This is a genomic window from Neokomagataea tanensis (assembly GCF_006542335.1).
Lineage (GTDB): Bacteria > Pseudomonadota > Alphaproteobacteria > Acetobacterales > Acetobacteraceae > Gluconobacter > Gluconobacter tanensis.
In genome coordinates this window covers 2,245,173-2,270,112 of sequence record NZ_CP032485.1, presented here as the reverse complement: position 1 = coordinate 2,270,112, position 24,940 = coordinate 2,245,173, and the positions used below count along the sequence as shown (strand labels likewise).

The 24,940-nt window shown below is 48.1% G+C and carries 26 protein-coding genes and 1 tRNA gene; 10 read left to right on the top strand and 17 right to left on the bottom strand.

Annotation, left to right across the window (positions count from 1 at the left end; all coding sequences use genetic code 11):
- Positions 1 to 4: 4 nt before the first annotated feature.
- From hisF to hisB, 5 genes are read right to left on the bottom strand one after another with little or no spacing between them, the layout of a single operon-like run.
- A complete protein-coding gene (hisF, locus tag D5366_RS10215; RefSeq protein WP_141493539.1) occupies positions 5 to 766 on the bottom strand; it encodes an imidazole glycerol phosphate synthase subunit HisF in 762 nt (253 codons plus the stop codon).
- A complete protein-coding gene (gene hisA, locus D5366_RS10210) occupies positions 760 to 2,091 on the bottom strand; it encodes a 1-(5-phosphoribosyl)-5-[(5-phosphoribosylamino)methylideneamino]imidazole-4-carboxamide isomerase (RefSeq protein ID WP_141493537.1) in 1,332 nt (443 codons plus the stop codon). The genes hisF and hisA overlap by 7 nt, the downstream gene beginning before the upstream one ends.
- Entirely contained in the window at positions 2,079 to 2,717 is a 639-nt protein-coding gene (hisH, locus tag D5366_RS10205) for an imidazole glycerol phosphate synthase subunit HisH (protein ID WP_141493535.1), read from the bottom strand. Before hisH ends, hisA begins: the two co-directional genes overlap by 13 nt.
- Entirely contained in the window at positions 2,702 to 3,085 is a 384-nt protein-coding gene (locus D5366_RS10200; RefSeq protein ID WP_141493533.1) for a hypothetical protein, read from the bottom strand. The genes hisH and D5366_RS10200 overlap by 16 nt, the downstream gene beginning before the upstream one ends.
- Positions 3,082 to 3,678: an imidazoleglycerol-phosphate dehydratase HisB gene (hisB, locus tag D5366_RS10195; protein WP_141493531.1), complete on the bottom strand. Its 597-nt coding sequence runs from the start codon at positions 3,676 to 3,678 to the stop codon at positions 3,082 to 3,084. Before hisB ends, D5366_RS10200 begins: the two co-directional genes overlap by 4 nt.
- A 70-nt stretch (positions 3,679 to 3,748) precedes the next feature.
- Here hisB and D5366_RS10190 point away from each other — a divergent pair, with 70 nt between their 5' ends.
- Genes D5366_RS10190 through D5366_RS10180 form a run of 3 tightly spaced genes read left to right on the top strand, consistent with a single transcriptional unit; the run spans position 3,749 to position 6,599 of the window.
- A complete protein-coding gene (locus D5366_RS10190) occupies positions 3,749 to 4,372 on the top strand; it encodes a nitroreductase family protein (RefSeq protein ID WP_240775415.1) in 624 nt (207 codons plus the stop codon).
- Positions 4,373 to 4,376: 4 nt separating this feature from the next.
- The gene (gene ubiM / locus D5366_RS10185) at positions 4,377 to 5,561 is read left to right on the top strand and encodes a 5-demethoxyubiquinol-8 5-hydroxylase UbiM (protein WP_141493527.1); all 1,185 of its coding nucleotides are present in this window, start codon (positions 4,377 to 4,379) and stop codon (positions 5,559 to 5,561) included.
- A gap of 24 nt (positions 5,562 to 5,585) precedes the next feature.
- A complete protein-coding gene (locus D5366_RS10180) occupies positions 5,586 to 6,599 on the top strand; it encodes a zinc-binding alcohol dehydrogenase family protein (RefSeq protein WP_141493526.1) in 1,014 nt (337 codons plus the stop codon).
- Here the strand turns inward: D5366_RS10180 and D5366_RS10175 are convergent.
- The 9 genes from D5366_RS10175 to D5366_RS10140 all read right to left on the bottom strand — a co-directional run bounded on the left by D5366_RS10175 (position 6,586) and on the right by D5366_RS10140 (position 14,213).
- Complete coding sequence (locus D5366_RS10175; RefSeq protein WP_141493524.1) at positions 6,586 to 7,998, bottom strand: glycosyltransferase family 2 protein; 1,413 nt, start codon at positions 7,996 to 7,998, stop codon at positions 6,586 to 6,588. The two genes, D5366_RS10180 and D5366_RS10175, sit on opposite strands and share 14 nt — an antisense overlap.
- An 11-nt stretch (positions 7,999 to 8,009) precedes the next feature.
- A complete protein-coding gene (locus D5366_RS10170; protein WP_141493522.1) occupies positions 8,010 to 9,458 on the bottom strand; it encodes a peptide MFS transporter in 1,449 nt (482 codons plus the stop codon).
- 98 nt (positions 9,459 to 9,556) lie between these two features.
- A complete protein-coding gene (locus D5366_RS10165; protein WP_141493520.1) occupies positions 9,557 to 10,450 on the bottom strand; it encodes a DnaJ C-terminal domain-containing protein in 894 nt (297 codons plus the stop codon).
- 2 nt (positions 10,451 to 10,452) lie between these two features.
- Entirely contained in the window at positions 10,453 to 10,599 is a 147-nt protein-coding gene (locus D5366_RS11820; protein ID WP_170211084.1) for a hypothetical protein, read from the bottom strand.
- A gap of 71 nt (positions 10,600 to 10,670) precedes the next feature.
- The gene (locus D5366_RS10160; RefSeq protein ID WP_141493518.1) at positions 10,671 to 12,176 is read right to left on the bottom strand and encodes an efflux transporter outer membrane subunit; all 1,506 of its coding nucleotides are present in this window, start codon (positions 12,174 to 12,176) and stop codon (positions 10,671 to 10,673) included.
- A 1-nt stretch (position 12,177) separates the two neighbouring features.
- A complete protein-coding gene (locus tag D5366_RS10155; protein WP_141493516.1) occupies positions 12,178 to 13,089 on the bottom strand; it encodes an efflux RND transporter periplasmic adaptor subunit in 912 nt (303 codons plus the stop codon).
- 75 nt (positions 13,090 to 13,164) lie between these two features.
- Entirely contained in the window at positions 13,165 to 13,359 is a 195-nt protein-coding gene (locus D5366_RS10150; protein WP_141493514.1) for a DUF1656 domain-containing protein, read from the bottom strand.
- A 59-nt stretch (positions 13,360 to 13,418) separates the two neighbouring features.
- Positions 13,419 to 13,853, bottom strand: a complete 435-nt coding sequence (locus D5366_RS10145; RefSeq protein ID WP_141493512.1) for a hypothetical protein — start codon at positions 13,851 to 13,853, stop codon at positions 13,419 to 13,421.
- An 81-nt stretch (positions 13,854 to 13,934) separates the two neighbouring features.
- A complete protein-coding gene (locus D5366_RS10140; RefSeq protein ID WP_141493510.1) occupies positions 13,935 to 14,213 on the bottom strand; it encodes a hypothetical protein in 279 nt (92 codons plus the stop codon).
- An 81-nt stretch (positions 14,214 to 14,294) separates the two neighbouring features.
- Here D5366_RS10140 and D5366_RS10135 point away from each other — a divergent pair, with 81 nt between their 5' ends.
- The 5 genes from D5366_RS10135 (at position 14,295) to D5366_RS10115 (ending at position 18,247) form a co-directional block, all read left to right on the top strand.
- Positions 14,295 to 15,440 carry an ABC transporter ATP-binding protein gene (locus tag D5366_RS10135; protein ID WP_141493507.1) on the top strand — a complete coding sequence of 382 codons (1,146 nt, stop codon included), beginning with the start codon at positions 14,295 to 14,297 and terminating at the stop codon, positions 15,438 to 15,440.
- Between the two features lie 193 nt (positions 15,441 to 15,633).
- Positions 15,634 to 16,575, top strand: a complete 942-nt coding sequence (locus D5366_RS10130; RefSeq protein ID WP_141493947.1) for an extracellular solute-binding protein — start codon at positions 15,634 to 15,636, stop codon at positions 16,573 to 16,575.
- Between the two features lie 445 nt (positions 16,576 to 17,020).
- Entirely contained in the window at positions 17,021 to 17,452 is a 432-nt protein-coding gene (locus tag D5366_RS10125; RefSeq protein WP_141493946.1) for a YcgN family cysteine cluster protein, read from the top strand.
- Between the two features lie 17 nt (positions 17,453 to 17,469).
- The gene (locus tag D5366_RS10120; protein ID WP_141493505.1) at positions 17,470 to 18,153 is read left to right on the top strand and encodes a M48 family metallopeptidase; all 684 of its coding nucleotides are present in this window, start codon (positions 17,470 to 17,472) and stop codon (positions 18,151 to 18,153) included.
- An 8-nt stretch (positions 18,154 to 18,161) separates the two neighbouring features.
- Positions 18,162 to 18,247, top strand: a tRNA-Leu gene (locus D5366_RS10115).
- Between the two features lie 1,148 nt (positions 18,248 to 19,395).
- Here the strand turns inward: D5366_RS10115 and D5366_RS10110 are convergent.
- Together D5366_RS10110 and D5366_RS10105 are read right to left on the bottom strand one after the other, a co-directional pair.
- Positions 19,396 to 20,439, bottom strand: coding sequence for an aspartyl protease family protein (locus tag D5366_RS10110; protein WP_141493503.1), 1,044 nt, complete (start codon positions 20,437 to 20,439; stop codon positions 19,396 to 19,398).
- Positions 20,440 to 20,753: 314 nt separating this feature from the next.
- Positions 20,754 to 21,338 carry a thioredoxin domain-containing protein gene (locus tag D5366_RS10105; protein WP_141493501.1) on the bottom strand — a complete coding sequence of 195 codons (585 nt, stop codon included), beginning with the start codon at positions 21,336 to 21,338 and terminating at the stop codon, positions 20,754 to 20,756.
- A gap of 115 nt (positions 21,339 to 21,453) precedes the next feature.
- On the opposite strand from D5366_RS10105, the gene D5366_RS10100 reads away from it, so the two are divergent.
- Together D5366_RS10100 and D5366_RS10095 are read left to right on the top strand one after the other, a co-directional pair.
- Positions 21,454 to 22,884: an aldehyde dehydrogenase family protein gene (locus tag D5366_RS10100; RefSeq protein WP_141493499.1), complete on the top strand. Its 1,431-nt coding sequence runs from the start codon at positions 21,454 to 21,456 to the stop codon at positions 22,882 to 22,884.
- A 76-nt stretch (positions 22,885 to 22,960) separates the two neighbouring features.
- Positions 22,961 to 24,229 (top strand): NAD(P)/FAD-dependent oxidoreductase, encoded by a 1,269-nt coding sequence (locus tag D5366_RS10095; protein ID WP_141493497.1) that lies wholly within the window; start codon positions 22,961 to 22,963, stop codon positions 24,227 to 24,229.
- Positions 24,230 to 24,243: 14 nt separating this feature from the next.
- Here the strand turns inward: D5366_RS10095 and D5366_RS10090 are convergent, their stop codons facing one another.
- Entirely contained in the window at positions 24,244 to 24,939 is a 696-nt protein-coding gene (locus D5366_RS10090; protein ID WP_141493496.1) for a cytochrome c1, read from the bottom strand.
- Position 24,940 lies beyond the last annotated feature (1 nt).

The window sequence follows — 24,940 nt, the reverse complement described above, 5'->3', positions numbered from 1 at the left end:
GATGCTATTTCCCTATGCGAACTGGAAGACCAGCTTTTTTCATTGTCAGCTTTACGTCGTCAATACTAAGTTGACCAAAATGAAAGACACTTGCGGCAAGCAATGCGCTAGCACCTGCTCGTGCACCTTCAACAAAATGTTCGACCGTCCCTACTCCACCAGATGCAACAACCGGGACGTTTACGGCGCTACATACTGCCCGAAGTAAGTCTAGATCAAAACCGGATTTTGTGCCGTCACGGTCCATACTGGTTAATAATATTTCTCCGGCTCCTGCTTCAGCCATTTTCTTGGCCCATTCTACAGCATCGAGCCCAGTGGGCTCACGCCCACCTTTGGCGTAGACTTCCCATCCACCTCGCCCGTTCGAACGGGCATCAATAGCCACGACAACGCATTGGGAGCCAAAACGCTCGGCAGCCTCTGAAATAAGTTTGGGGTTCGTGATTGCAGCGGAGTTTACGGCGCACTTATCGGCACCTGAGAGTAAAAGGCGCCGCATATCCTCGCAACTGCGGACGCCTCCGCCTACTGTCAGTGGTAAGCAAATTGCTTCAGCCGTTCTGCGCACAACATCGAGTATCGTATCGCGGTTTTCAACGCTGGCCGTTATGTCCAAAAACGTTAATTCATCTGCGCCTGCGGCGTCGTAAAGCTTGGCTTGTTCAACAGGGTCACCTGCATCGCGGAGTGATACAAAATTCACTCCCTTTACGACGCGCCCGTCCTTGACGTCCAAACAAGGAATTACTCTTAACTTTAGCATGCTTTAAAGACGTCCAAGGCATCACGCAGCTGTACGCGCCCATCGTATAAAGCCCGTCCTACAATCGCTCCTGCAATCCCGGGGACTTCTTGCGCAACATCTCTAAGAGCTTGCAAATGCTCTAACGTGCCCACGCCACCACTGGCTATAACCGGAATGCTTAATGACTTTGCCATTGCTGCGGTCTGCTCAAGATCTAGTCCTGCTAGCATTCCGTCGCGGCTGATTTCTGTGAATATTACGGCTGAAACGCCAGCATCTTCCATACGCAAAGCAAGATCGTTGGCTTCAAGTTCTGATACCTCTGCCCAGCCTTCAGTTGCGACTTTCCCCTGTCGCGCGTCGATGCCCGCGACAATTCTGCCAGGAAATGCGCGCGCGGCCTGTTTGACCAGATCGGGGTCTTTTACAGCGACTGAACCTAAAATGACACGCTCCACGCCAGTGGAGAGCCAGCGTTCAATGGCTTCCATGTCTCGGATGCCGCCGCCTAGCTGCACAGGAAGGTCGGTGGCCCGAACGATGGCTTCAATCGCTGAGTAGTTTACGGACCGCCCGGCAAACGCACCATTCAAGTCTACCACGTGAAGATACTGGCATCCTGCGTCCGCGAATGTTTTTGCCTGAGCCGCAGGGTCGTCTGAATAGTGCGTTGCGTCATCCATTTCGCCCCTGCGCAAACGCACACAGGCTCCGTCCTTAAGGTCAATAGCGGGATAAAGCGTTAGAGCTCTGCGCGCTGGATGATTTGTTGCGCCTGTGTCGGGAGTGAAGCGCCACTCACTGGCTTCGTGGTCATCAGCAAGAAGTTTGGAAAGAAAAATGCCGCGCACAGTTTGGCCTCCGATCCGTGCATAATAAGGATGTGTCCCCCATTCTTCAAAACCGAAGGAACGGAAGAGCCGTATAGCTTGAGTATGTGTTTCGCGTACGTCGCAGTTAACGACTTTGCAACCAATTGCCTTAGCACCATTCAACATAGTGGTGAGTAATTGGTAGCCAAGCCCCCGCCCACGGGCATAGGGCGCAATAAAAAAAGCTGTCAGAGTAACAGTCGCAGCGTGAGCTTCGTAACTTGCTGGAGGGCGGATTAGTTGACCCGCCCCGCAGATAATGCCGTTTTCACGTACAACGTAAAGGTTACGTTCAGGGACTAAAAGCAAGCCCTCAAAATAGCGCTTGAGAACGTCACGGCTGGGAGGGCGTATCCAACCGAACCCCCCACCATCCAAGATACCCGCTAATGCAGCTTCGCACAGCATTTCCAAGTCATCATCGGAAAGAGCAGAGGTCACGCGTTCGCAGCTTACTTTTACATCTCCCATTTGAGGAAATTACCCATGATTGTAAGCCCAACATCTTGACTTTTTTCGACGTGGAATTGCGTTCCGCAACGATTACCTCGCGCCACGATGGCCGGTATGCGCGCTCCGTAGTTGCTGCTTGCTACCAAGTCGTTCTCAGACCCATCATGCAGGGCGTAAGAATGTACAAAATAACCGTGATCGCCGGGTGTCAGACCTTTTGTTAACAAATGCTGCCCAGGAATAAAATCAAGGGTATTCCAACCCATATGCGGTAAGCGCAGCCCTTCTTTTTGTGCTTCGGTGATTTTCTGGATGGAGCCTGATATCCAGCCCAGACCTTCGGTGCGGCCATACTCCACACCGTAATCACACATTAGCTGCATGCCGACACAAATGCCTAAAAAAGGCGTACCGTTTTCAGTCGCTGTTTCCAACAACGACCGTAACTCCGTGCCAAGTCCTCGGGCACAATCCGCCATTGCGCCTTGGCCTGGTAAAATCAGGCGGTCAGCATTTAGTATATCAGTTGTGTCTCTAGAGATCGAAACCTCTGCATGAAGGTCAAAGCGCGCAGCGGCTTTTCTTGCAGCCTCGGCGGCAGATGCAAGGTTACCACCATTATAATCAATTACGACAATACGCATGGTAACTCCGGCGGTGTGTTGACCGTGATTTGTCTATCCAGCACACGAAGTAAGGCCTGATCGTGGTTTGCTGCGATGACATTGTCCTCTTCCAGCGAGGTATGACCTGACAAAGAGAGTTCCCAGCACCGTATTTCTGGGGTGAAGACCGCGCATGCTATGTTGAGAGAGCCTATGGCTATACTGGTGTACCCGGCAGGGCAAAAAACTAGGGCAGCCATATCTACGGCAGCAAGCAAAAGGCCAGAAATCCACGCACCAAGGCTTAAAAGACCCAATGGCCCTAAAATAAGCACCCGTTTAGAGAAGCCCAATTTGACTAAAACAGGGTCTGACTCATGGGAAAAAAAAGCACGGTATGTTCTCACAAAACCCCCTTTGTTGAAGGAATGCTGTTGAGTGCTCTTGGGTCTCTTGCAACTGCCATCCTCAATGCCCGCGCAACTGACTTAAACGTACTTTCAGCAATATGATGGGCGTTCGTTCCTGACTTCGTGGTCAGGTGGAGTGCAACATGTGCTGACATAGCGAACGCTCTGAAGAATTCCTCAAAAAGTTCGGTGTCCATCGTGCCGATCTTTTCACGTGTGAACGTCACGTTCCACGCAAGGTAAGGGCGCCCCGATATGTCAACGACGGCTTCGCACAGTGCTTCGTCCAGCGGGACAAGTGCATGACCAAAACGTTCTATGCCACGCTTATCACCAACGGCTTGACGCAACACCTGGCCTATTACGATGCCAACGTCTTCAACCGTATGATGGTCATCAATATGCAAATCGCCTTTCGCGCGGACGGTTAAATCCATCCCGCTATGGCGAGCCAGCGCCGTAAGCATATGGTCAAAGAAGCCAATGCCTGTTTCAATATCTGCGCGGCCTTCACCTTCAATGGTGAGTTTTACAGAAATCTCGGTTTCGCTGGTCGTACGCTCCAGCTGTGCGTGGCGTTTGTCAGTCATACTTCATTGCTACACCACCCTTAGAATTATTTCTATGCAGTTCATGCATGCAATCTTTCCTCTTGGCGGAATGCTTGGAGCGATCCATATTTCAATTATGAGCAAGTCCGTCCTTGATACCCTCTTGTCCCGCGCCTCAACCGATCAACTCGTTGAGCCCGCTCCTTCCGGAATTGAGCTGGAACGCATTTTGTCAGCGGGGCTTCGTGCCCCAGACCACGGACGTTTACGCCCTTGGCGCTACACTGTCATTGCTGGCGAATACCGCACAGCATTTGCAGATCAAGTGTGTGACGCGGTTATCCGCCAAGCACCGGATACGCCGGACTTTAAGCTTAAGAAACGCCGTGAGAAATTCCGCACCATCCCTGCGATCATTGCGCTTGGATTCCACGTACAACCAGAAGGCAAGATTCCTGTAAGTGAACAGGAAGCAGCGGTGGCTGCGGGGGCCATGAATGTATTAAATGCTTTGCATTTTGAAGGCTTCAGCGGCGTCTGGGTTACAGGTGCTTTTCAGAAAGACCAACAACTTCTGGAAAGTCTGGGTCTTACCACACCGCACAGGCTTGAGGGCTTTCTGCTTGTCGGAACACCGTCTAATCCGGAACTAAGTAAGCCGCGCCCAGATATAAAGCCATACATGGCAATCTGGAACGGGAAGAATGCCTCGTTCGCTGCAGATGAGGATTGACTCTATGCGTTACGACGTAATCATCATTGGTGGCGGGCCAACTGGCCTCGCATGCGCTATTTCTCTTGCACGAGATGGAAGAGAAGTCTGCATCGTGGAGCGTTCTCCCCTTGAAACGCTCATATCTCCACCGTTTGATGGCCGCGAAATAGCGCTCACACATCATGCCGTCCAATGGTTAAAAGAGGCCGGGGCTTGGGAGCACATTCCAGCTGATGCGGTCTGTCCCATGTATACCGCTCGCGTGGAAACGGGACGGCACTCGTCCCTCCCCCTTATCTTTGATGCTCCTAAAGACGGTCCGGACGCGTTAGGCTACATGGTGGCCAACCACCATATTAGACAATCTCTCTATACAATTGCATCCAATTCACCCCGCATAGCAATCCGTGCAGGCGTGGCTATTGAGCGCGCAGAACACACAGTCAGTGCCGCGTGTGTCGTACTCAAAGGGGGTGAAGCACTGTCAGCTGATCTGCTCGTTGCAGCAGACGGTCGTTTTTCAAAAATGCGCGAAACGGCAGGTATAGGGGCCATCATTGACGATTTTAAACGGCGGATAATGGTCTGCCGTGTGCGGCACCCAAAATCTCACGAAAACATAGCGCTTCAATGGTTTGATGCAGGCCAGACAATTGCCTTTCTACCGATCTTATCGGATGGAGAAGACGGATCAATTTCTTCCTTGGTCCTGACGCTGGAGGAAGCAGAAATTGAACGTCTTTGTTCTCTTGATGAACAAGCCTTTAATGCCGAAATTACGCAAAGGTCTGGCGGCCGCCTAGGGGAACTAGCATTAGCTAGCCCGCGATGCTCCTACCCTTTAAAAACCGTATTTGCGCATCGTTTTAAAGCCCCCCGTCTGGCACTTATTGGAGATGCCGCAGTTGGTATGCATCCAATTACGGCTCACGGCTTTAATTTAGGCCTCAAAGGGCAAGAGACTTTAGCTCGTGCCATCGCAGACGGCCCAAAGGATGCAGGCGCCCCAAGCAGCCTTGCGCGATACGAGCGGCAGCATCGTCGGGCTACGCTCCCGCTTTATGCCGGGACCAATGCCATAGCGACTCTTTACACCCGTGATAGTACGCCCGCCATGGCTGTTCGCCGCTTGGGATTGGGGCTGGCTGATCGTTTGATCCCCTTTAAAAAGGCCATCACCGGGATGCTTATGGACCAAGGGCACTAACCCCCCCCAAGAGAGGAATGCGACATGAAAGCCTTTGGCCACAGCCGAGCTTCGTCACTAACGGATGATAATGCTTTAATTGAAATACAGGCACCGACGCCCGAGCCACAGCCTCACGATGTTATCGTCGAGATTGCGGCAGTTTCAATAAATCCAGTAGACACTAAGCTCCGTCAGAGCGCTCTTCCAACTAGCGACGCCGTACGCATTCTGGGTTACGATGCCTGTGGAACTGTCGTCGCTACAGGTGGAAACGTATCAAAATTTCGCTCAGGTGATCGCGTCTTTTACGCCGGGAGTGCAATCCGGCCTGGCAGTAATGCTGAGTATCAAGCTGTAGATGAGCGCATTATCGCTCACGCCCCTAAAACATTAAATGTTTCAGAAGCCGCCGCATTGCCCCTCACTGCTATCACAGCATGGGAGCTCTTATTTGATCGTTTACGCGTGCCTCTCAACAACCAATTTACAGACGATACCATTTTAATCATTGGTGGCGCTGGCGGGGTTGGATCAATTTTAATACAGCTCGCCCGCCGTCTGACTGGTTTGCGTGTTGTCGCTACAGCTTCTCGCCCGGAAACAATTGCATGGTGCGAAAAGATGGGCGCGCATCATATCATTGATCACACACGCCCATTATCACAAGAACTCAAACGCCTTGGTATTCCGCATGTGCGCTACGTCGCAAGTCTCACGCAAACAGCACAGCACCGCGATGAAATATTGCAGGTACTTGCTCCACAGGGGGCGTTGGCGCTGATAGATGATCCGGGCAGTTTCGATATCATGCCCTTTAAGCGCAAATCATTGTCAGTACACTGGGAGTTCATGTTTACACGCCCAATATTTGAAACACCCGACATGAGCGCGCAAGGCCATATATTATCTCAAGTCGCTTCCTTGGTAGATGCGGGATTAATACAAACAACGCTCTACCACTTGAACGGTGCGATCACTTTACAAAATTTGCTCAAAGCACACGCACTACAAGAAAGCGGAAAATCTATCGGAAAGACTGTGCTTACAGGATTTTAAACCCCAGAAGGATTTCTAACTGCGCCGTCTCCTCTGGTGGAAGAACTTTCACAGCAATAGGTAGAATATAATACATCATTTTAGGGTCTATCTTATAAAAGTACGAGATAGACTCTAAAGTGACTGGATACGAAAATATGTCTTGCAGAAGAAGAAATAGTGAAGGGTGAATAACGGGATAATCGCATTCCTTGAAAGAGTATTTTTCCCAATCACTAATTTCTTTCCTACTTGATGATAATTTTAGATTACATTCCGATGGTAATGCGCATAGATACTTATGTGTCGTCGGATTTTGTAGAGCAAATTTATTTTGTGACGGAATTGAAATTAATGTATATTCTACGAACTCGTCACACACCCGGTAATCAAACTCGATCTTGATTGGGACGGGAAATCCACCTTCGTCTACCGTGAAAATAAATACCTTATCTTCGCCCGCCCTAGGGACGTATAAAGCAAATAACTTCTTCCTATAATGTTCATGAACAATTTCATAAATATTAAATTCAGAATTTAAATATTCGGACTTATTATTTTGATTGTTATCAAGGCCTTTAAAGGCGCGTACATAAGATTGTAGCTCTACTTTTTTAATCCACGGAGCAATATTTTCCCACATTTTTTTAGGATTTTCAGCGTATAATTCATTTCTATCAATTATACGAAAATCATCCACAGTAAGCGTGACATCCCGCCTTCTTTTCGCCCTTTCGATGAAATGCTCCATACTGCGCGCCTGATAATGAAGTATTCGGCCCGATGACCAATCTGGCGTTTCGGATGAAATTCCCGGTGTTTTAGACCACCTCATATCGTTGAGGGATGCGTCCACATACCGGGAATTTTTGAGTGGAAAATAATGCACGTTGACCCACTCACCAGACCAAGCAGCAGGCCTTATAAAAGTTTTTACGTGCCGATTTATTGTTTCCTGTGCAGTGGAGTGATGATCAAAAGCCCAAATTAGCGGGGACTGAGGCTTTAAGACGTGCCCTGAGCTGCCATAATTGCACCAGTTAAAGGCTACAGCACCAACATCAGCCGGGACTTGTGCAAAAAAATCTGCCAGATTTTGGTTTTTTTCCAAAAATAAAAACTCATCGGCATCAAAGAAACCAACCCAGTCGAAATACGGGGCAATGTTTTTCAATACATATAAGTAAACATCTTTCTGCCGTAGGATATGGCTACCTTCTTGATTTTCAATTTTGTATAATCGAATATCGAAACAGCATGCAGCATCGCGTATTATCTGCGTTGTACCGTCGGAAGAACCGTCATCGAAAATAATTAAAGTATCAACGCCGAGATTTCTGTACCATCCAAGCCATGTCAAAATATCAGAGCGTTCGTCCCTTATAATTGCAGCGACAGCTATTCTTTTTTTTCGGTGCATTTATAAAGTTCCTACGAGTACCGCTTCGCTATTCTTGAGGTAAGATAATACATTATTGATCCGAACAACAGGATGGATAATGCTAAGAAGGTTAAGTTTTTAAAAAGCGGTGCATATACGTTTGCGCCACCTCCGTTTCCCGGTATGTATTCAACAGCGTTTGCCATAAGACTCCCAGCATACATGGCTACCCCCCATAATGCATAAACAGAGCCATTCATAACGCCTCCAAATCTGTCCGGGACATAACGCGCGACGACAGCTAACCCCAACCCACCAGTCAGTAGCTCTGACAAAGACATCAAACCATAACCGGCCACCATAACCCATGGGGAAACGCTAGTGCTTGCGGTAAGGCTTGTGAACCACCAGAGGAAAAAGGCGCACGTTAGAACTGCGTAGCCCAAGAGCATTTTCTGCCCAATTGACGGCTCCCGTTCTGCCCGCCCTAATGATTGGTATAACCATGCCAAAGCAGGGCTCAGCAAGAAAATCCAGAAAGAGTTAAGTGATTGAAACTGGCCTGGGCTAAAATGAAATATTGCCTTCCCAAAAATATTAAAATCACCTGATACGTCTCTCATAGTATAGAGCGTTAGTGATGTAATGCTTTGTTGATAATAGGCATAATAAACTGCAGCAAAAACACTTAATGAGTATCCTTTTATTAAGGATGCGTGTTCATGCGCTTTTGATTTTTTGTACGTTCTAATCCACAAATATATAATACCTAAAATAGAAAATAAAATACCCCACTCTGCCAAAAATTCATTTTGAATGATTAAGTAACAAAATATTAAAGACAAAAAAATACCAATAGCGAAATATGATTTTTTAAAGTTTTTAATCATATTTGTTTTGTCATTTTTAATTACAGAATTAAGCCATTTTGAGCGCAGACTATAGTATAGTAAACCGATGATTAAACCAACAACACATGCCCCAAATGCAACGTTTGGACCGTAATTAGTGTGTAGCCAAGGTGTCAATAACATTGAAACCATGGATCCTATATTTACCGACATATAATAAAGGGTGAAAACGGTATCTAATTTTGTTTTATCGTCAGCATAAATTTTCCGTACCAAATTCCCGGCATTCGGTTTGAATAAGCCGTTTCCTACTGCGATTAAGGAGAGTGCACAAAATAGGCCCGTAATAGATTGCGGTATAAGTGATAAACAAAGATATCCAGAAGTCAGGCCTGCTGCGCCTAAAAGCATAGCTACCCTTGTTCCTACTATACGGTCACCTGCAATGCCGCCCAAGATAGGCATTATATAAGCCAGTGCGGACGAAGCTCCTAAAAGGCTGTTAACTCTATGATCGCTAAAGCCGAGCTGCTGGACCAGAAAAACCGTTAGGACGGCTTGCATCCCGTAAAAACCAAACCGTTCCCACAATTCAATTGCAAAAACGACTGAAAAGCCACGACGCCTCTGTTCAGCGGTTGTGTTCATTGGCGCTCCATCCGAAAAATAGTCCAAAACAGGCTCTATTTTTTGTACGGAACGCCAGCAACAAGCAATGTTTTTATACGACTATAACTAATCTATTCTTAGTCATGGCTTTCTTCTGCGAAAAATTTTTCCAATTCTGGTGAAAAATCGCCAATTTGAATATTTAATACGACAAATAAATCACCTGCTGGGCTTTGTTTGGTAGCGGCTACACCACGCCCTGCAAGCCGCAGCGTTTTACCACCATCGGAATGTTTGGGGATTTTCAGCGTTACAGCCCCCGCCGGGGTCTCTACGGTGGTTTTTCCGCCTATCACAGCCGTCTTGAGAGGAATATTATGCGTCATGCGAATGTTCCTCCCCTCCCGTGAAAAACGCTTATCGGTTTGAACGGATATGGTGATGAGCGCATCCCCGGCAATGCCTGGCTGCCCTCCCAGAGAACGTCCAGGAGCACCCTTCCCTCTGACCCTCAAGGTCTGTCCATTTTCAATGCCAGCAGGGACTTTAACTTCAGTGTGTCCGTCTTCTCCAAGAGCGAGCTCTAGAGTGGTGCCTAAAACAGATTGTGTGAAAGTAATGCTGATTTCGTACCGTCTGTCTGATCCCTTAGACGTCCTGCGCCCGCCCGGACCACCCGGCTGAAAGTCACCTTGGCCCCCCCCACCAAACATATCGGAAAAGAAGGAGCCCAGATCTTCTTGGTTAAAACCCTGAGCATTGCCTCCAAAACCGCCCTGTCCGAAACCGGCTCCGAACGGCCCGCGTTCTTGTCCGTCGGACCCGATCTCGCCCCTATCAAAACGAGCCCGCTTCTCTTTATCACCGATTATGTTGTAGGCCTGTCCGACAGCTTTGAATTTTTCTTCCGCGTCGGTGTTATTAGGATTGTGGTCTGGATGATACTGCTTTGCTAAGCGACGATACGCACTTCGAATATCCTTATCCGTTGCAGTTTTGCTCACACCTAAAACGGCATAAGGGTCTTTCATGATCAAACATTCCCTTCAGTGGTATCGTCCAAAATATCAAGCAGCACGGCTATAACAACGTCACGCTCATACCCGGCGGCCAGTGCGCTTTCAATGAGTGCGTGCACTTTTGGTTTTAAAAAATCTTCGACAGGATGCTCGTTCGACATACCGAATACTCCCTAAATGCGACGGATACCCAACACAGTTTTACATATGGTGGGTGTCTGCAATACCAAGTCTAAGGTGAGAACGTTTTAGCCCAAATGCTTTGTTGTTTTGCTGTGACAGGGAGTTCCGGTAGGGCATACCCCTGCCAGCCAGCACCGATAGCTGTATAAAGCCTAACCGTATCGCGCAGACGGGCCGCGTTTGCTATCGTTGCGTGCTCTTCTGCACGTAATGCAAGACGGTTCGTTGAGAGCACATCCAAAACACTGGTGAGGCCGACGGCATAACGTCTTTGAGCTCGTCCTTGTGCTAATTTTGACGCTTTAATGGCTTGGTTATAGTGTAAAACCAACTCGTTATCTTGTTCCCAATCACTCAACGCATCTTCTACTTCTTTAAAAGCCTGCAATACGGTTTGTCGGTAAGCCAAACGAGAAGCTTCTGCCGCGGCTTTAGCACGCATGATTTCAGCATTATTACGGCCACCGTGCATTAGAGGAAGCGATGCCATCATCATCACGCTCCAACTCATAGCTCCTAGCTGAAAAGCTTGATAGACGGCCGAAGCGTTGGGATTAAACGTCATAGGGATTGAGAAACGGGGATATAGCTGAGATACGGCCACTCCAACTCTTGCCGTTGCTGCAGCGTAGCGCGCTTCTTGCGCCCTGATATCAGCACGCTGTGCAATGACTTCTGAAGGTAAAGCTGCTGGAAATGAAGGTACGCTAGGCATCGGCTGTCTGACTTTTAAGCTGCTTTCTAATGAGCCAGGTATTTGTCCCGCAAGTACAGCGATGGAATGAATTAACCTGTCCTCCTCCGCATGGAGCGGAGGGATGCGCGCCTCATCTATTCTTTGGTTGGCGGTAACCTGAGCAACATCAAGTGAGTTTGCGAGCCCCTTTGTGTAAAGACGTTGCGTGATGGCCAGAGTATCCGAAGCAACACCAATGTCGTGCTCCACCACCGTCAAGCGGGCCTGAGTACCTCTAAGGGCAATGTAATTTGAGGCAAGTTCCGCGATCACAGCAACCAGAAGAGCTCTTTGTTCTTCTACGGAAGCGGTAATTTCTTGCGATTGCGCCTCTACTTGACGCCCAATATGGCCAAAAAGGTCGATTTCCCAACTTGCTCTTGCGCCATATGTAAGAACCGATGCCTGTGGTCTATTCGCAGGATCTCCGGGACGGAGCGGCCAGTTATCAACTACAATCGAATAGCGGTCGTCTCCGCCACCTGCCATTGCGTCAAGCTGCGGATACCAAGCCGATGCCGCTTCCCGTCTTAACGCTTCAGCCGCGATCACATGTTGGGCGGCGGCTTGCAGAGTATAATTTTGATGAATTGCTGTATCAACAAGCCCATCTAAGGTTGGATCTTTAAAAAGATGCCACCAATCTTTGAGGGATGCTGCCGTCCTTGCGCGATCCTCTGCTGTGATGGCTTCTTTTTGATCTGTAAAAGCTGCTGGTGGGGCAAAGGTGTCTGGTTTGAAATTGGGGCCAACCTTGCACCCCCCAACACTCAAAAGAGTTACACAGCCCAGTACGGTAAGTTTATGAGAAACGCGCATGTCAGAGATGGTTCTGTAGCCAAGTTGTAAGGCGACCATGCATGCCATGGGGTGAATTGCCAATGGTAATCGTTCCTGTCATGCCGGCAACTAGCGTTACACCTTCGGGCACCTTATCGAATTCCAAACGCACCGGAATACGCTGCGCAAGGCGTACCCAAGTAAAGATCGGGTTTACATCGGGAAGGCCAAGGTGATCAGACACTCCGTTTTCGTCGTTTATGCCGCGACCAATGCTTACCACATGCGCTGAAGCCAACTGCTTGTAGCCCATCAATTTTATGAGAGCAGTATCACCGACGTGCACACCGTGAAGTTTTGTTTCCTCGAAGTAGCCGTTTATCCAATAAGAATGGGCATCAATAATGGCCATACCAGATTGCCCTGCATGGGCATAATTGCCAACTCGTAGGTTTAGGTTCGTCACATACCCGTCTACGGAAGCATAAACTGTTGAGCGTTGAAGATTCAGTAAGGCCGTATCTAACTTGGCCTGAGCCGCGTCTACCCGTGCTTTCTCAACATTTACGCGGGCGTTGAAGTCCTCTTCTTCTTCTGCGGAGACTAATCCACCCAAACCGTGGCGGCGTCGAGCATCGGCTTCCTTTAAAGCCAACTCGGCCTTTTCCTGCGCCAGTTCTGCTTGAGCAGAGTTGATATCGAGCCGAAAACGGAGAGGATCTAGGGTAAATAAGGGGTCGCCCCGGTGTACGAATTGATTATCAACCACTGGGACAGACACAACTGTGCCAGATATCTCCGGGGCCGCGTTAACGACGTAAACCCTTACGCGACCATCTCTTGTCCAAGCTGATAGTTCGTAAATTTCCCACATCACACGACCAAGTGCGATGGCAGCCAGCACGACCAAGAGGGTTAAAACAATACCTGTAATGTGGCGGAGGCGGTGCATAGCCTCTTTCATCCTAACTTAGTTTAAATGCTGAACATCATGTTGCATTCAGCTTAATGCATTGTGTCTACGCCCTTAAGCGAACATCAGCAATAAGCACAGTGTGCATACGAAAAAAGCAATTTCGAAAAGTGGTACGTGCCAAATCCAGTTAAGAAGACCGACTTTCCACAAAAAACGTCTGAATGAAAAAGTGATAACCAAGGCTACTAATGCGTAGACCGACACCGGAGCAACAAACACTCCGAATATATTAAATTCTGCGAGCATGAAATGATACCTTCGTAAAGCCTAAAACAAACAAGGGGGCACTTGGCCCCCTCACTTGATTAGCCCTTACGGCGCAGAACGCTTTTAAAAACAGAAAGCAGGCTGCCCGCCATTCCTCGGCCTATAGGGCCGATCAAAAGGCCTGTAAGGGTTGACAGGGCTATGGCTTGCTTAAGTTCGTTCAGCTTTCGATCACGGCGGATGCGTGCTTCAATCGTTACCATGTCCGGTATAGACCAAGCAGCTAAGGCACCGAAGATCACCACAAATAGTAGGTCAAAACCTAGAACGCACAGCGCTGCCTTAACATGGCTGAAGCCGCCCACATCTAGACACAGCGCCCAGAGCAGCCCATGCAGACCAATTACGAAGAAGAAGAGGAAGGTTAGCGCCACAACCCCGAAAGCAGCGCGGCGCGCAACGCGCAGAGCTGTCCGGGACAAAATTTGCCCTTGTGCACTAAGGACTTCTTGACCAAGGTCGAGCGGTTTCATGAAGGGTCAATCACCTTTCCTGACAGGACACGCGCCAGAAACAGCGTTTTCTTCAAGCCGTTTATCTAATGGGACAAACGACTAGCGTGAAAAGCGCCCTAAAACAAATCCAACAGCAGCGGATATTAGAACTGCGGCTATAGGCTGTGAACGAACGCGCGTCGAAACATTTTCTAACTCATAATCTTTGAATTTCCTCGCATTTGCAACGGCAGTGTCCGTCTTATCTGCTGCCTTGAGCAGATTAGGGGTCACAACTTCTTTCAAAAGCTGCTCAACTTGTGCGCGCAGGCTGTCAATCTGTTCTTGAGCCTCTTTGCGAATTTCTTCGACGTTTTCCTTGACGCGATCACCACTCATGTTCAAATCCTCACCAAACATCAATGTGTCCAAGTCTGGACACTACCTCATCTCGAACGCTTGGTTCCCACGGTAAGTTTCATGCCCCCCTCTACCACCAAAACAGTTTCGGCCCTCTCTAAAAACTACTTTCAGGCAGATGATCTACGCATTGCACTTCAAGAGGAAAGCTTCTCGCTGAATATAAGCCGAGGTGAAACGCTGATTTTGTTTGGCACAGATATGCCTGCCCTGTCTGTCTTGGTCGATATCATTAGTGGCTTTCATCCATCTCTAGGTGAAACGCTGACAATTTCGGGCAAGGATATATCTAGCTTACCGACGGGTGAACGAAGACTCTCTTTAGTGAGCAATAGAGAAAATTTGTTTCCCCACCTATCAGTTTGCGAAAACGTCGAGTTTGCTTGCTTGGCACAACAGCAAGACAAAAAATCCGTTCCCGCTCGGGCGAACCATTTACTTTCCTTGCTCGCACTTGATGGTGTTCGCACCAAGTATCCACGTAACTTAAGCGACGAAGAAAAACTGCGCACAAAATTGGCCCAGTCCTTAGCAAGGAGCCCGGACCTCCTGATTTTGGATGATATCTTAGCGGGTTTGAGCGTTGCGACCGCTCGGCGGATCGAATTTCTGCTTACTCGCCTACAAAAAGCACTCGCCTTGACGATTTTGCGGACAGAAAGCAGGCAAGAATCTGCCCTACGTAGTGGTGGCTACATCGCGTTTTTCAGTGGTCGCCGGTTATTACAAGTTTCATCACCTGCAGATCTGTACGAACGCCCTGAAACGGCTACCGTGGCCACGCTTTTTGGTGGTTCAAATGCTTTAGTAGGCCAAATCATTGATGATTATGACGACGTTTACACTATTCATCTTGCATGCGGCGGAGTGGTCGAAGCCTGCAAACCGCTTAGTGAAAAAGCAACAGCCTCACAGGTTGGAGACACTTGTCTAGTGTGTGTTCGGCCTGACCGAATTTCACCTTTTTTTGGAAAAAATTCTTTACAGGAAGAAAGTGAGCACCCTCCAGTTCGCGGCATACTGACAGAAGTCTTACACCTTGGCGTGCACGTGCGCATGATTATACGCTGCGATAACGGCATTGAAATTGAGTTGCATCGCCCCTCAGTACAAGCGCAGCGAATACCCAAGCTCGGTACGGCCGTCGAACTAGCATGGCCGGCGTCGCACGCTTTAGCCTTTCCGTTGGAGGCAGATTTGTACTAAGGGTAAAGTACCTTCTTGCCACAGAAGTGCCATTTTTCTTTTTTGTTTTTCGAGGTGAACGATTCTGTCCCGTCCTTCTTCAATCCAAGACAAGTCAGATTGCTCTGGTTTTAAATCTGACTCAGTTCTGGTTAGAAAAAACACGTATGATAGGAACAGGAAATGGCGCTTCAACGGCATAGCGCTTGCCGTGATGATTGCGTTTTTTTCTCCTTCGTCAGCATCGGGGCACGTGGACAATCATAAGAAAAGACACTTCACGGCACATAAACGATACAAAAACCACGTCCGGCGTAAAAAGCAGACAACTCTGAGCTTGGCCTTACCACCAGGGGTGGTGGCTACCGTTAAGGACACTAATCAAGCCGATTCACTTCCCATTGGGGAATGGGATGGCTTGGATGAGACGCTTAAAAATAAAATGACGAGTGCGTCCCCTTATTGGGCGGCGGTAACTCTAAACCAAGCGCAACTTGAATATGGCTGTTCCCAGCACTGGTTTTACACAATAGACGCGGCTTCGACGTGCGGCCTACCGGCAGGAGAAGGCATTTTGACCCTCGCTTGGGACAAGTCACGTTTGCCCTCCCCGCCTAATTGGCAAGATTTTTGGGATGTAGCACGTCAACCGGGCCGGCGGGGTCTCTATTTAGGGGCTAGGACCACTCTGGAAATCGCACTTCTGGCAGATGGAGTTTCCCCCGACAATGTGTACAATGTTTTAGCCACTCCGGCAGGTGTAGATAGAGCATTCCATAAATTAGACCTGCTAAAGCCATACATAATCTGGTGGCGGACCCCGAGTGAAGCGCAGCAAATCATATCGCAAAGTAGCGCGCTAATGACCAGCGCGCCCTTAAACATAATACTCGCGAACAACAAAAAAAGTGTACACCCCTCGACTTTCGTCGAAGAAAAGAACAATCGTTTTGTTGCTAAATTGTACTGGGCAATACCAAAAAACGTTAATCAAGACGATGAAAAAAAGATTGAGGCTGTTGTTAAGTCATTATCAATAGACAATGGGAATGTAGAAAATTCTCAAGGTATTTCTGTAGACGAGAATTTCTGGAAAAATAATACAGCATTACAGGAAAGATTTTTAAACTGGTTCGATGGAACGGAGAAGAAATAATGGCTTCGTTTTATCCATGTTTTTTCCTAGGTATTTTAATCTGTGCTACAGGGGTAGTCTTGTCTCTACAGATTGTGCCTCGCTGGGTCTTCAAAAATCTAGGGCTGGCTTTTACGTTCCCTTGTGCCATGCTCGCCTTGTCTCTTCCTTACTGGACAGAATTGCGAGGTGATTTTTGGTTGCCTTTCTGGCAGGGCACACTCAATACGCCCCTCATTATGCTCCCTCCGATCGCGCGCTTCCTTTCTCTTCCAGAAGGCACCTTACGGACAGCTAAGGGCTTGGGCGCCAAGCCTTTGTTAAGACTAAAAAAGCTTTGGTTGCCTCTTCTCTTTTTGCCGCTTTTATTATCGTTGGTTTTGATAGTTTTCCTGGTTATTTTTTGTAGAGTTTTCACACTGTGAATGACACTTCTGATTTTTGGCGGACTGTACCTCTTGAAAAGATGACCCGCTCTCAGTGGGAGTCTCTTTGTGATGGGTGCGGCCGGTGCTGCCTGCACAAATTACGCGACGAAGACACAGATGAGATCGCGCACACTAATGTTTCCTGCCGATTGCTGAACACGGAAACTTGCTTTTGCTCAGATTACGAAAAACGACACCGGAAAGTACCCGACTGCGTAACGCTGACACCAGCCGTGCTCAGCGATATTGATTGGCTTCCGCCAAGCTGTGCATATAGACTTGTCAAGGAAGGTTACGACCTTCCGTCGTGGCACCCCCTTCGGGCAGGAAACCGTGAGCAATTGCACAACCAAGGCGTTTCAGTAGCAAATAGATGCGTAAATGAACGTCGTGCAGGCATGCTGGAAGATCATATTGTGGAATGGCCTGGTGAATGGCCAACCAAGGCTGAACGCCCCTCACGACTTTAATTCTAGGGTAATATTTTTTGATCTCTCAGCCACATCATATTACCTTAAAACCCTCAGCACGAGCGCGCCGAATCACCCTTAGGTTGGATTTCTCAAGCGGTACTTTAGTACTAACTCATCCGCCTTCAACAAAATGTTCTAGTATTGAAGCCTTTATCAAGCGGCATGATCCTTGGATACGCAAAGCATTGGCCTCCCTCCCTCCTCCACTAGACCTAACAGGCGGAGGAATGGTTTTAATTAATGGTATTGAAACATCCATAATTCATACCCCGCACGCACAAAACGGCTGCGTGTTGGAAACGCCAGTTTTAAAAGTCAGTGGAGCAGCGGAACATACTGAAAGACGGGTACAGCGTTTTTTAAGAGAGCTTGCAGCCCGAGAGCTGCCAAAGCTCCTTGAGCGTGAAGCACAAAATATGCGTGTTACCTATACCAAGCTGGACGTGAGGAACGTTCGTAGTCGCTGGGGTAGCTGCACACGCAACGGACGGATTATGCTGAGCTGGAGGCTCGTAATGTGCCCTCCATTAGTACAGAGCTATGTTGCGGTCCACGAGTTGGCTCATTTGACATATTTTGACCATAGCCCGGCCTTTTGGAGCCATGTAGATAAATTTTTTTCAAAAGGACGTTCAGGAAGGGTTGCAGCCGAGCTCTGGTTGCGCCAAAAGGGGGCCGTGCTTTTACGGGTTCCGTAAAAGGCAGTGCGAGCTTGGCGGAATGGTAGACGCACGAGACTTAAAATCTCGAGTCCGAATGGGCGTGCGGGTTCGAGTCCCGCAGCTCGCACCACTTTAATTCATTGAAATCATTAGGGTTTTTCAGGTTTCCTCAAACCCTACCTTGGGTTTGCTACGCCGAATTGCTAGATTCGGTAATTCCTTTGTAATTAATAGACGACTATCAAGATACCCTCTTACAGAAAACGCCTTTTCTTTACTGTTTAGTCATGAGAGAAAGTAATCCATAGAAATCGGAGAACCATTGGGTGGCACGTATTGCAAACGATATTTAAAAATTCGATCGTTATTCTTGCCAAGATGATGCTAACAGTTCGAGTGAGCAATTCCGTCTAGCTTTTTGTTTGGCAAAGACGTGCTCAGCGTAGGATTTAACCCTGCGTCGGACTGCTGAATATGGCGAGACATGAGATTGCGGTGCGTTTTTTTGGACATGTAAGATAGGATCTTCTTTGTCCACGAAACCTTTAGTCGGGCCTCTTGACCTAGGCTGTCGAGGCCATAGTAACTTTATTAGCAAGCCCCCCCAGTCTGGTACCGCCACTAGCCTCGGCAGGCCTTGTTTTCCATTTATGGTTCATTTGAAATTCCCAGCCGATGAAGACAGGGGGTTACAGACTAAAAAGATAGCGATATCCATTGTGTGGATCGTTCGATCAATCCGTCGCTTCGCCATAGTGAACTTCAGCGTGACCGTACCTGACGGTCATTACGGCAGTTTTGCGGGCTTGCGCTGCTTATATCCGTTTTTCCGCGTTCGCATTACACCGTTTTGGCATCTGCACATAGTCCTACAGATTGAGTTCCAGATAGTGAGCAAAAGAGGGCCAGCCTCTAATCGGATATTGCGTCTGCTCACCTGCCAAATTACTCAGTCGATAGAATATCAAACATCAACACAGGACCAAACTGGATCCCGCCTTTGCTCGCGCACTAATGCGCCCACGTTCCTTCTGAACCTAGGCGGAGCGCTTTGAGCGAGTCACTAAGCCCACTCAACCGAAAAAGACGCTCTTTATGGTCAAAAACTTAACTGCCTCATTTTCCATACCTCAGTCAAAGCAGAGGAAATAAAATTACATAGAGGCCAGTAAAACTAATGGGTTTTTCGAACCCTTTACACTGTATTCTGAACAAACCTCTTCTACAGGTTCAGGCATTTAGAGAGAGCGAAACGCTTTCATATTTACAGGGATGAATCTATTTTTGTTTTAGCGTACCTTGCGTTTCATGCACCGATGTAAAGCCTTGTCGGGATTGATCAAAGTGAAGGTGTAAAGTGGGAGCATGATTACGACTATCTGTCGGCTGAAAAATTAGTTGGCCATGTGGAAAATCCAGCAATGCTATCATTCCGGAGAAGAAGTTTTCTCCCAAAGCACCATCACGTATATTATTTTGCACGATAAAATCAAAATTACTGATGATTCTTCCCCCGAGATTGATTTTCTTAAACCTGTGCTTTGCTCCGATTGTAATTGCCGCATATTGTGTTGTCACACGCGGGTCTTTGTCTAGCATTTCGTCGGAAACTCCAGCGTCGTAGGCTGCGGAGCGCGGCAATACGCTTGTTTTGAGATCAGGGTCGAGTTGAAGGCGTACAGATGTTCCGTCAACCACTGCTTGAATCCCGCCGTCACTGTCCATCGGGATCTTGTATACCGTGCCCGAAAAAATCGAATCCGGCGTTCCGCTGCATCCGTCCCTGCTATTCCATTGAAACAAAGCGAGCTTTTTATGGGGCACATCGAATAAAACCTCTACATGCTCAAGGAGATCGCGCCCGATAAGCCCTATGACGGGAAGTTCGCCTGCCTTGGAAGTTGTATCTTCATCCAACAGTGATGCTGGCACGTCAGATAAGGAGACCTCGCCAATTTGAAGGTTATCGATTTCAGTCCGTTCTGTGGTGACGATGTTGTTATCCTGCGCACGCATTTTCTGTGTCGGTCCCGAGGGAAACCATATCTCGCCGTAGTCACGGACGAATACGTGTTGTAGGGCTGGACTTACAAACATTGCAGCGGATGCGGCTCCGACCTTTACTGGTACAATCGGACTGTCCCCACTTCCTCCTAAAAGGGATACGATTGTGGCTCCCTCTATACATAAAGGCGGCAGTGTCGTGGCCTTTCCGCATGTTGGGGTAAAAATAGCAAGGGCACTAAATAATATACAAACAAAGTAGTACTTTGATTTATTCCCGTAAAAGGCATATTTAGATAAACACAAAATTTTAAACATTACAGAACCTCCCTTTTAATGAGCAATATACAGACAAAGGATGTAAGTAATATTACTAATATAATTATTAAATATTCCTTATTTATTGAAATTATTATTACTTTTTAGGGTATACTTTGGGTTGTTCGGCCTCTTCCGGTTTGCAAACCTCCAGAATGCCACGAAGGTCCGTGCCAATAATATACTTTGACATCTACCGTCTTGATACAGCACCAGAAACTATGAGTATGTACTTTGACACACCTGTCCGTATTTACATTGAATATAAGGAATAAATCATAATGAAATTTATTCATAAACTAAAAAGTATGATTTTAATTAATAATATTATATTTATTATTTTCCAAATAATTTTGAATAGAAGCATACCCTGTTTTCACAGAGACAGACAAACTTTCAAGATGCTCACGGCTATTTACGAGTCCACGCGCCAAAACAGTATAATCGTCAGAGACGAGAACCCCGAAAGGCAGCCGATCAACGCCAATAAACTGACCCAATACAGGCCCATTTGTAATTTCGTTCGCTTCAGCCCTCAATACTCTACACGCTTCATCTAAAGAATTTTCCGGTGCGTCGGTACATAAAATGAGAAGTCGTTGTTCTTTGTGAGCGAAGCTGCGGGCTATGGGGATCATTTTACGTGAAACAGGACACGAAGCATCCACAAATAGAAGACATGCTTCTTTTAAATCCGCCTGAGAACCATCCAGCATGGTTGCTTTCTGATAAGGTAATGCACCAGGTAAAAGATTATTCGGGGTTAGAGCGCCAATCGGTGCAATTTTACTAAATAATTTGTTCATATGTTGCTGAATCAAAATAGATGCAAAAATTATAGTGCCCACACAGACCCAAAGACCAACGTGCACATAGAAAAGAGAAAAGATATCCATCATAATTATCCGGGTGTTTTTTCTATGAAAGCATTTTCTAAAAAAAAGTAAAGACCCCCCTTCGTTTTGCCTTCAAAACAAGGCAAGCTTAGTTCTTATTTTTGACTGGAGTCACGCTGTGCGTCATTCGCAAGAATTCTATATTAACGGTGTCTGGACTACTCCTTTAGGCAATAAAACATTGTCCGTCATTAACCCCGCTACCGAAAAGCCGGTTGCTACCTTGGCTTTAGGAACAGCCGAAGATGTCCAGAGTGCTGTAGCGGCGGCAAAGAAAGCTTTTAACAGCTGGTCCAGTTCTACGCGGGCTGAGCGTTTGGTTGTGCTACAGAAAATTTTAGATATTTACCAAAGACGCTCCGAGGATATGGCGCAGGCTATCAGCCTAGAAATGGGTTCCCCTATTGAGCGCGCACGTGACAGTCAGACGTGGGCAGGTCAAGCTCATATCGCGGAAATGATTGAAGCGCTGAAGCGTTTTGTTTTCGAAGAAAAACGTGATCATTGTTTGATTACACGTGAAGCTGTCGGCGTTTGCGCACTAATTACCCCTTGGAATTGGCCTATGAACCAAGTCACATGCAAGGTGGCTCCGGCGCTAGCAGCTGGTTGTACAATGGTCCTAAAGCCAAGTGAGGTTGCCCCCCTATCCTCTATTATCTTTGCAGAAATTGTTGAGGAAGCTGGACTGCCCCCCGGTGTGTTCAACATGGTTCATGGCACAGGGCCTGACGTTGGTGAAGCTCTATCCCGCCATCCTGATGTCGATATGGTGTCACTAACAGGATCTACCCGCGCTGGTGCAGCGGTGGCGCATGCTGCAGCAGATTCTATCAAACGCGTGCATCAAGAACTGGGAGGAAAATCGCCAAATATTATCCTTGATGATGCAGATTTGACGGAAGCCGTGCGGAGTGGGGTTTCGAACTGCTTTAGCAATTCAGGCCAATCTTGTGACGCACCAACGCGTATGTTGGTGCCACGCAATCGTATGAATGAAGCCCTTGAAATTGCGAGGGCACGCGCTGAAGAACTGAAGGTGGGCAACCCTGAAGATTCAAGCACAGATCTGGGGCCAGTGGTCAGCGATTTGCAATATGACCGCATTCAAGCTTTGATTGAGCGCGGAATCGCCGAAGGTGCCACCTTGGTCACAGGTGGCTTGGGCCGGCCAGAAGGGCTGTCTGTCGGGTATTATGTAAAGCCAACTATTTTCGGTAATGTAACGGCAGACATGACCGTCTTTAAAGAAGAAATTTTTGGTCCCGTCCTATCGATTATTGCCTATGATGACGAAGAACATGCCATCGCCTTGGCACATGATACTGTCTATGGTTTGGCAGCTTATATTCAGTCCGGCGATTTGGAGCGTGCGCGCAAAATTGCGCGTCGTTTGCGTGCCGGTAACGTTAATATCAATGGCAGTGCGTGGACGGTCAAAGTGCCCTTCGGTGGTTTTGGGCAATCCGGCAATGGCCGCGAGTGCAGCGACTTCGGCCTGCATGACTTTACGGAAGTAAAAGCCGTCATCGGGTGGGATACGGTTTAAGACGTAAAATATCGTCGTTGAGGCCGTGGGTGCACATACTCACGGCTTTTTATGAGCCATAGGCAGGGATGCTTTTATGCTGAAAACCACCTACGAGCAGCCAATGACATCGCTGACTTTAGCAGCGTTGACAGAGGACGTTACAGCTGATTTTTGTGTTATCGGTGGTGGTATTACAGGGCTTTCAACAGCTCTACATTTGGCAAAATCGGGCCATTCCGTTGTTCTTCTCGAAGCGGAAACACTCGGTTTTGGGGCATCAGGTCGTAATGGCGGGCAGGTTAATCCCGGCCTCAAAACACCCCCTGATGACATTGTAAGATATTTTGGCGCAGAACGTGGTGCACAGTTAATCAGCGCAAGCTGGAACGCACCAAACCGCGTGTTTGAGTTGATTAAAGAGTATAATATTGCGTGTGATGCGGTTCAGGGGGGTACAATTCGCGCCGCAACAGCCAAGTGTCAAATTCCCCCTCTGGATGATTTATGCTCACAGCTTAAGCATGAAAACCATCTTGTAGAATGGCTTGATGCAAAGGCTATAGCTTCCCGCACAGGCTGTGATTATTATGTCAGTGGGTTATTAGACCCGCGCGGCGGCCAGTTAAATCCCCTTGCCTACACGCGCGGCCTTGCACAAGCGGCTCAGGCCGAAGGCGCACGCTTATTTGAACAAACTGTTGCACAAAAATTGGTACAGCAGGGCGCAGGGTGGGAAGTTACTACGGCACATGGCCGTGTGCATGCAGGCGCTGTGATTGTGACCACCAACGGTTACACCACGGGGCTGATGCCGCGTTTAAAACGCTCGATTGTGCCGTTATACAGCGGAATTGTGGCCAGCCAGCCCTTAACGGATGATTTGATTAAAACGATCTTACCGCAGCGTGAAGTGGTTTATGAGCTTGGGGAGGTCACCACATATTACCGTATCGATGCGCAAAAACGCTTACTGATTGGTGGGCGATCCCAATCGAGGGAGGCTTTTGGTCCGCAGTCATTTAAGTTTTTAATACGTCACGCTAAGACATTATGGCCCCATTTATCCGGCGCTGCCTGGACGCATGGTTGGAACGGGCAACTGGCCATGACGATGGATCATTATCCGCATTGGCATAACCCACAGCCCGGTCTTTATGCTGCGTTGGGTTATAACGGCCGTGGCGTTGCAATGGCTACGGTCACGGGGCAGGCTCTGAGTGAGCATGTGACGCAAGGTGCTCCGCCCCTTTTTCCGTTTACAGGTATAAACCCCATCTTAGGGCATCCCTTTTGGAAAATAGGGGTTTCGGGGGCTATTCTTTTCAAGCGCTTGCAAGATAAAATGGTTACCCCCAAGAAATAAGGGGGTAACTCTCGTTACCGCCAGACGCGTCGTTTCAGAACCGCGGTTAGCAGAGTCATGATAGCGAGATATACGAGAATACCCCAGCCAATATTCTTGCGTGATGTCTGGTGCGGGTGGGCTGTTGCGTCCAAAAACGCCGCAACGTCCTGCGCCATTTGTGGCACGGTAGCTTTTGTCCCATCGGTATAATGCACCCCATTTTCATGAAGCGGTGGGGGCATCATGATATATCCAAGCTTCGTGGCGGTGTTTTGATATGCCCCGAGAGGTACATGGATATTTTTATCTGGCGATGTGGTGAACGATTGAAGCATGTGCTCAATCCATGCGGCCCCGCCGGGATGCGTGAGGGCTATGCGTGAAAAATCAGGGGGTAGAATACCGTGATTAGCCATGCGACCCATAGAAGGGCTTGGGTATGGTGAACCAATAACATCATTTGGTTTTCCGGGGCGTGTTTTGGGTTCGCCGTCATCATCCAAGCCATCGGGGATCTGCTTACTGGCAGCATAAGCCTTAATGTCGTCTACGGATATGCCCAAGGAATGCAGGTCCTGAAAGCGGACGTGGTCCATGCTGTGGCAGGTACTACAGACATGTTGATAGACTTCAAACCCGCGTTGCTCAGGTGTTTTTGCGTGGGCATTCTGCGCCCAGAAAAAGGCTGCGAGGGATGCCACGAGGATTTTAGTAGGGTGTGTTTGCATG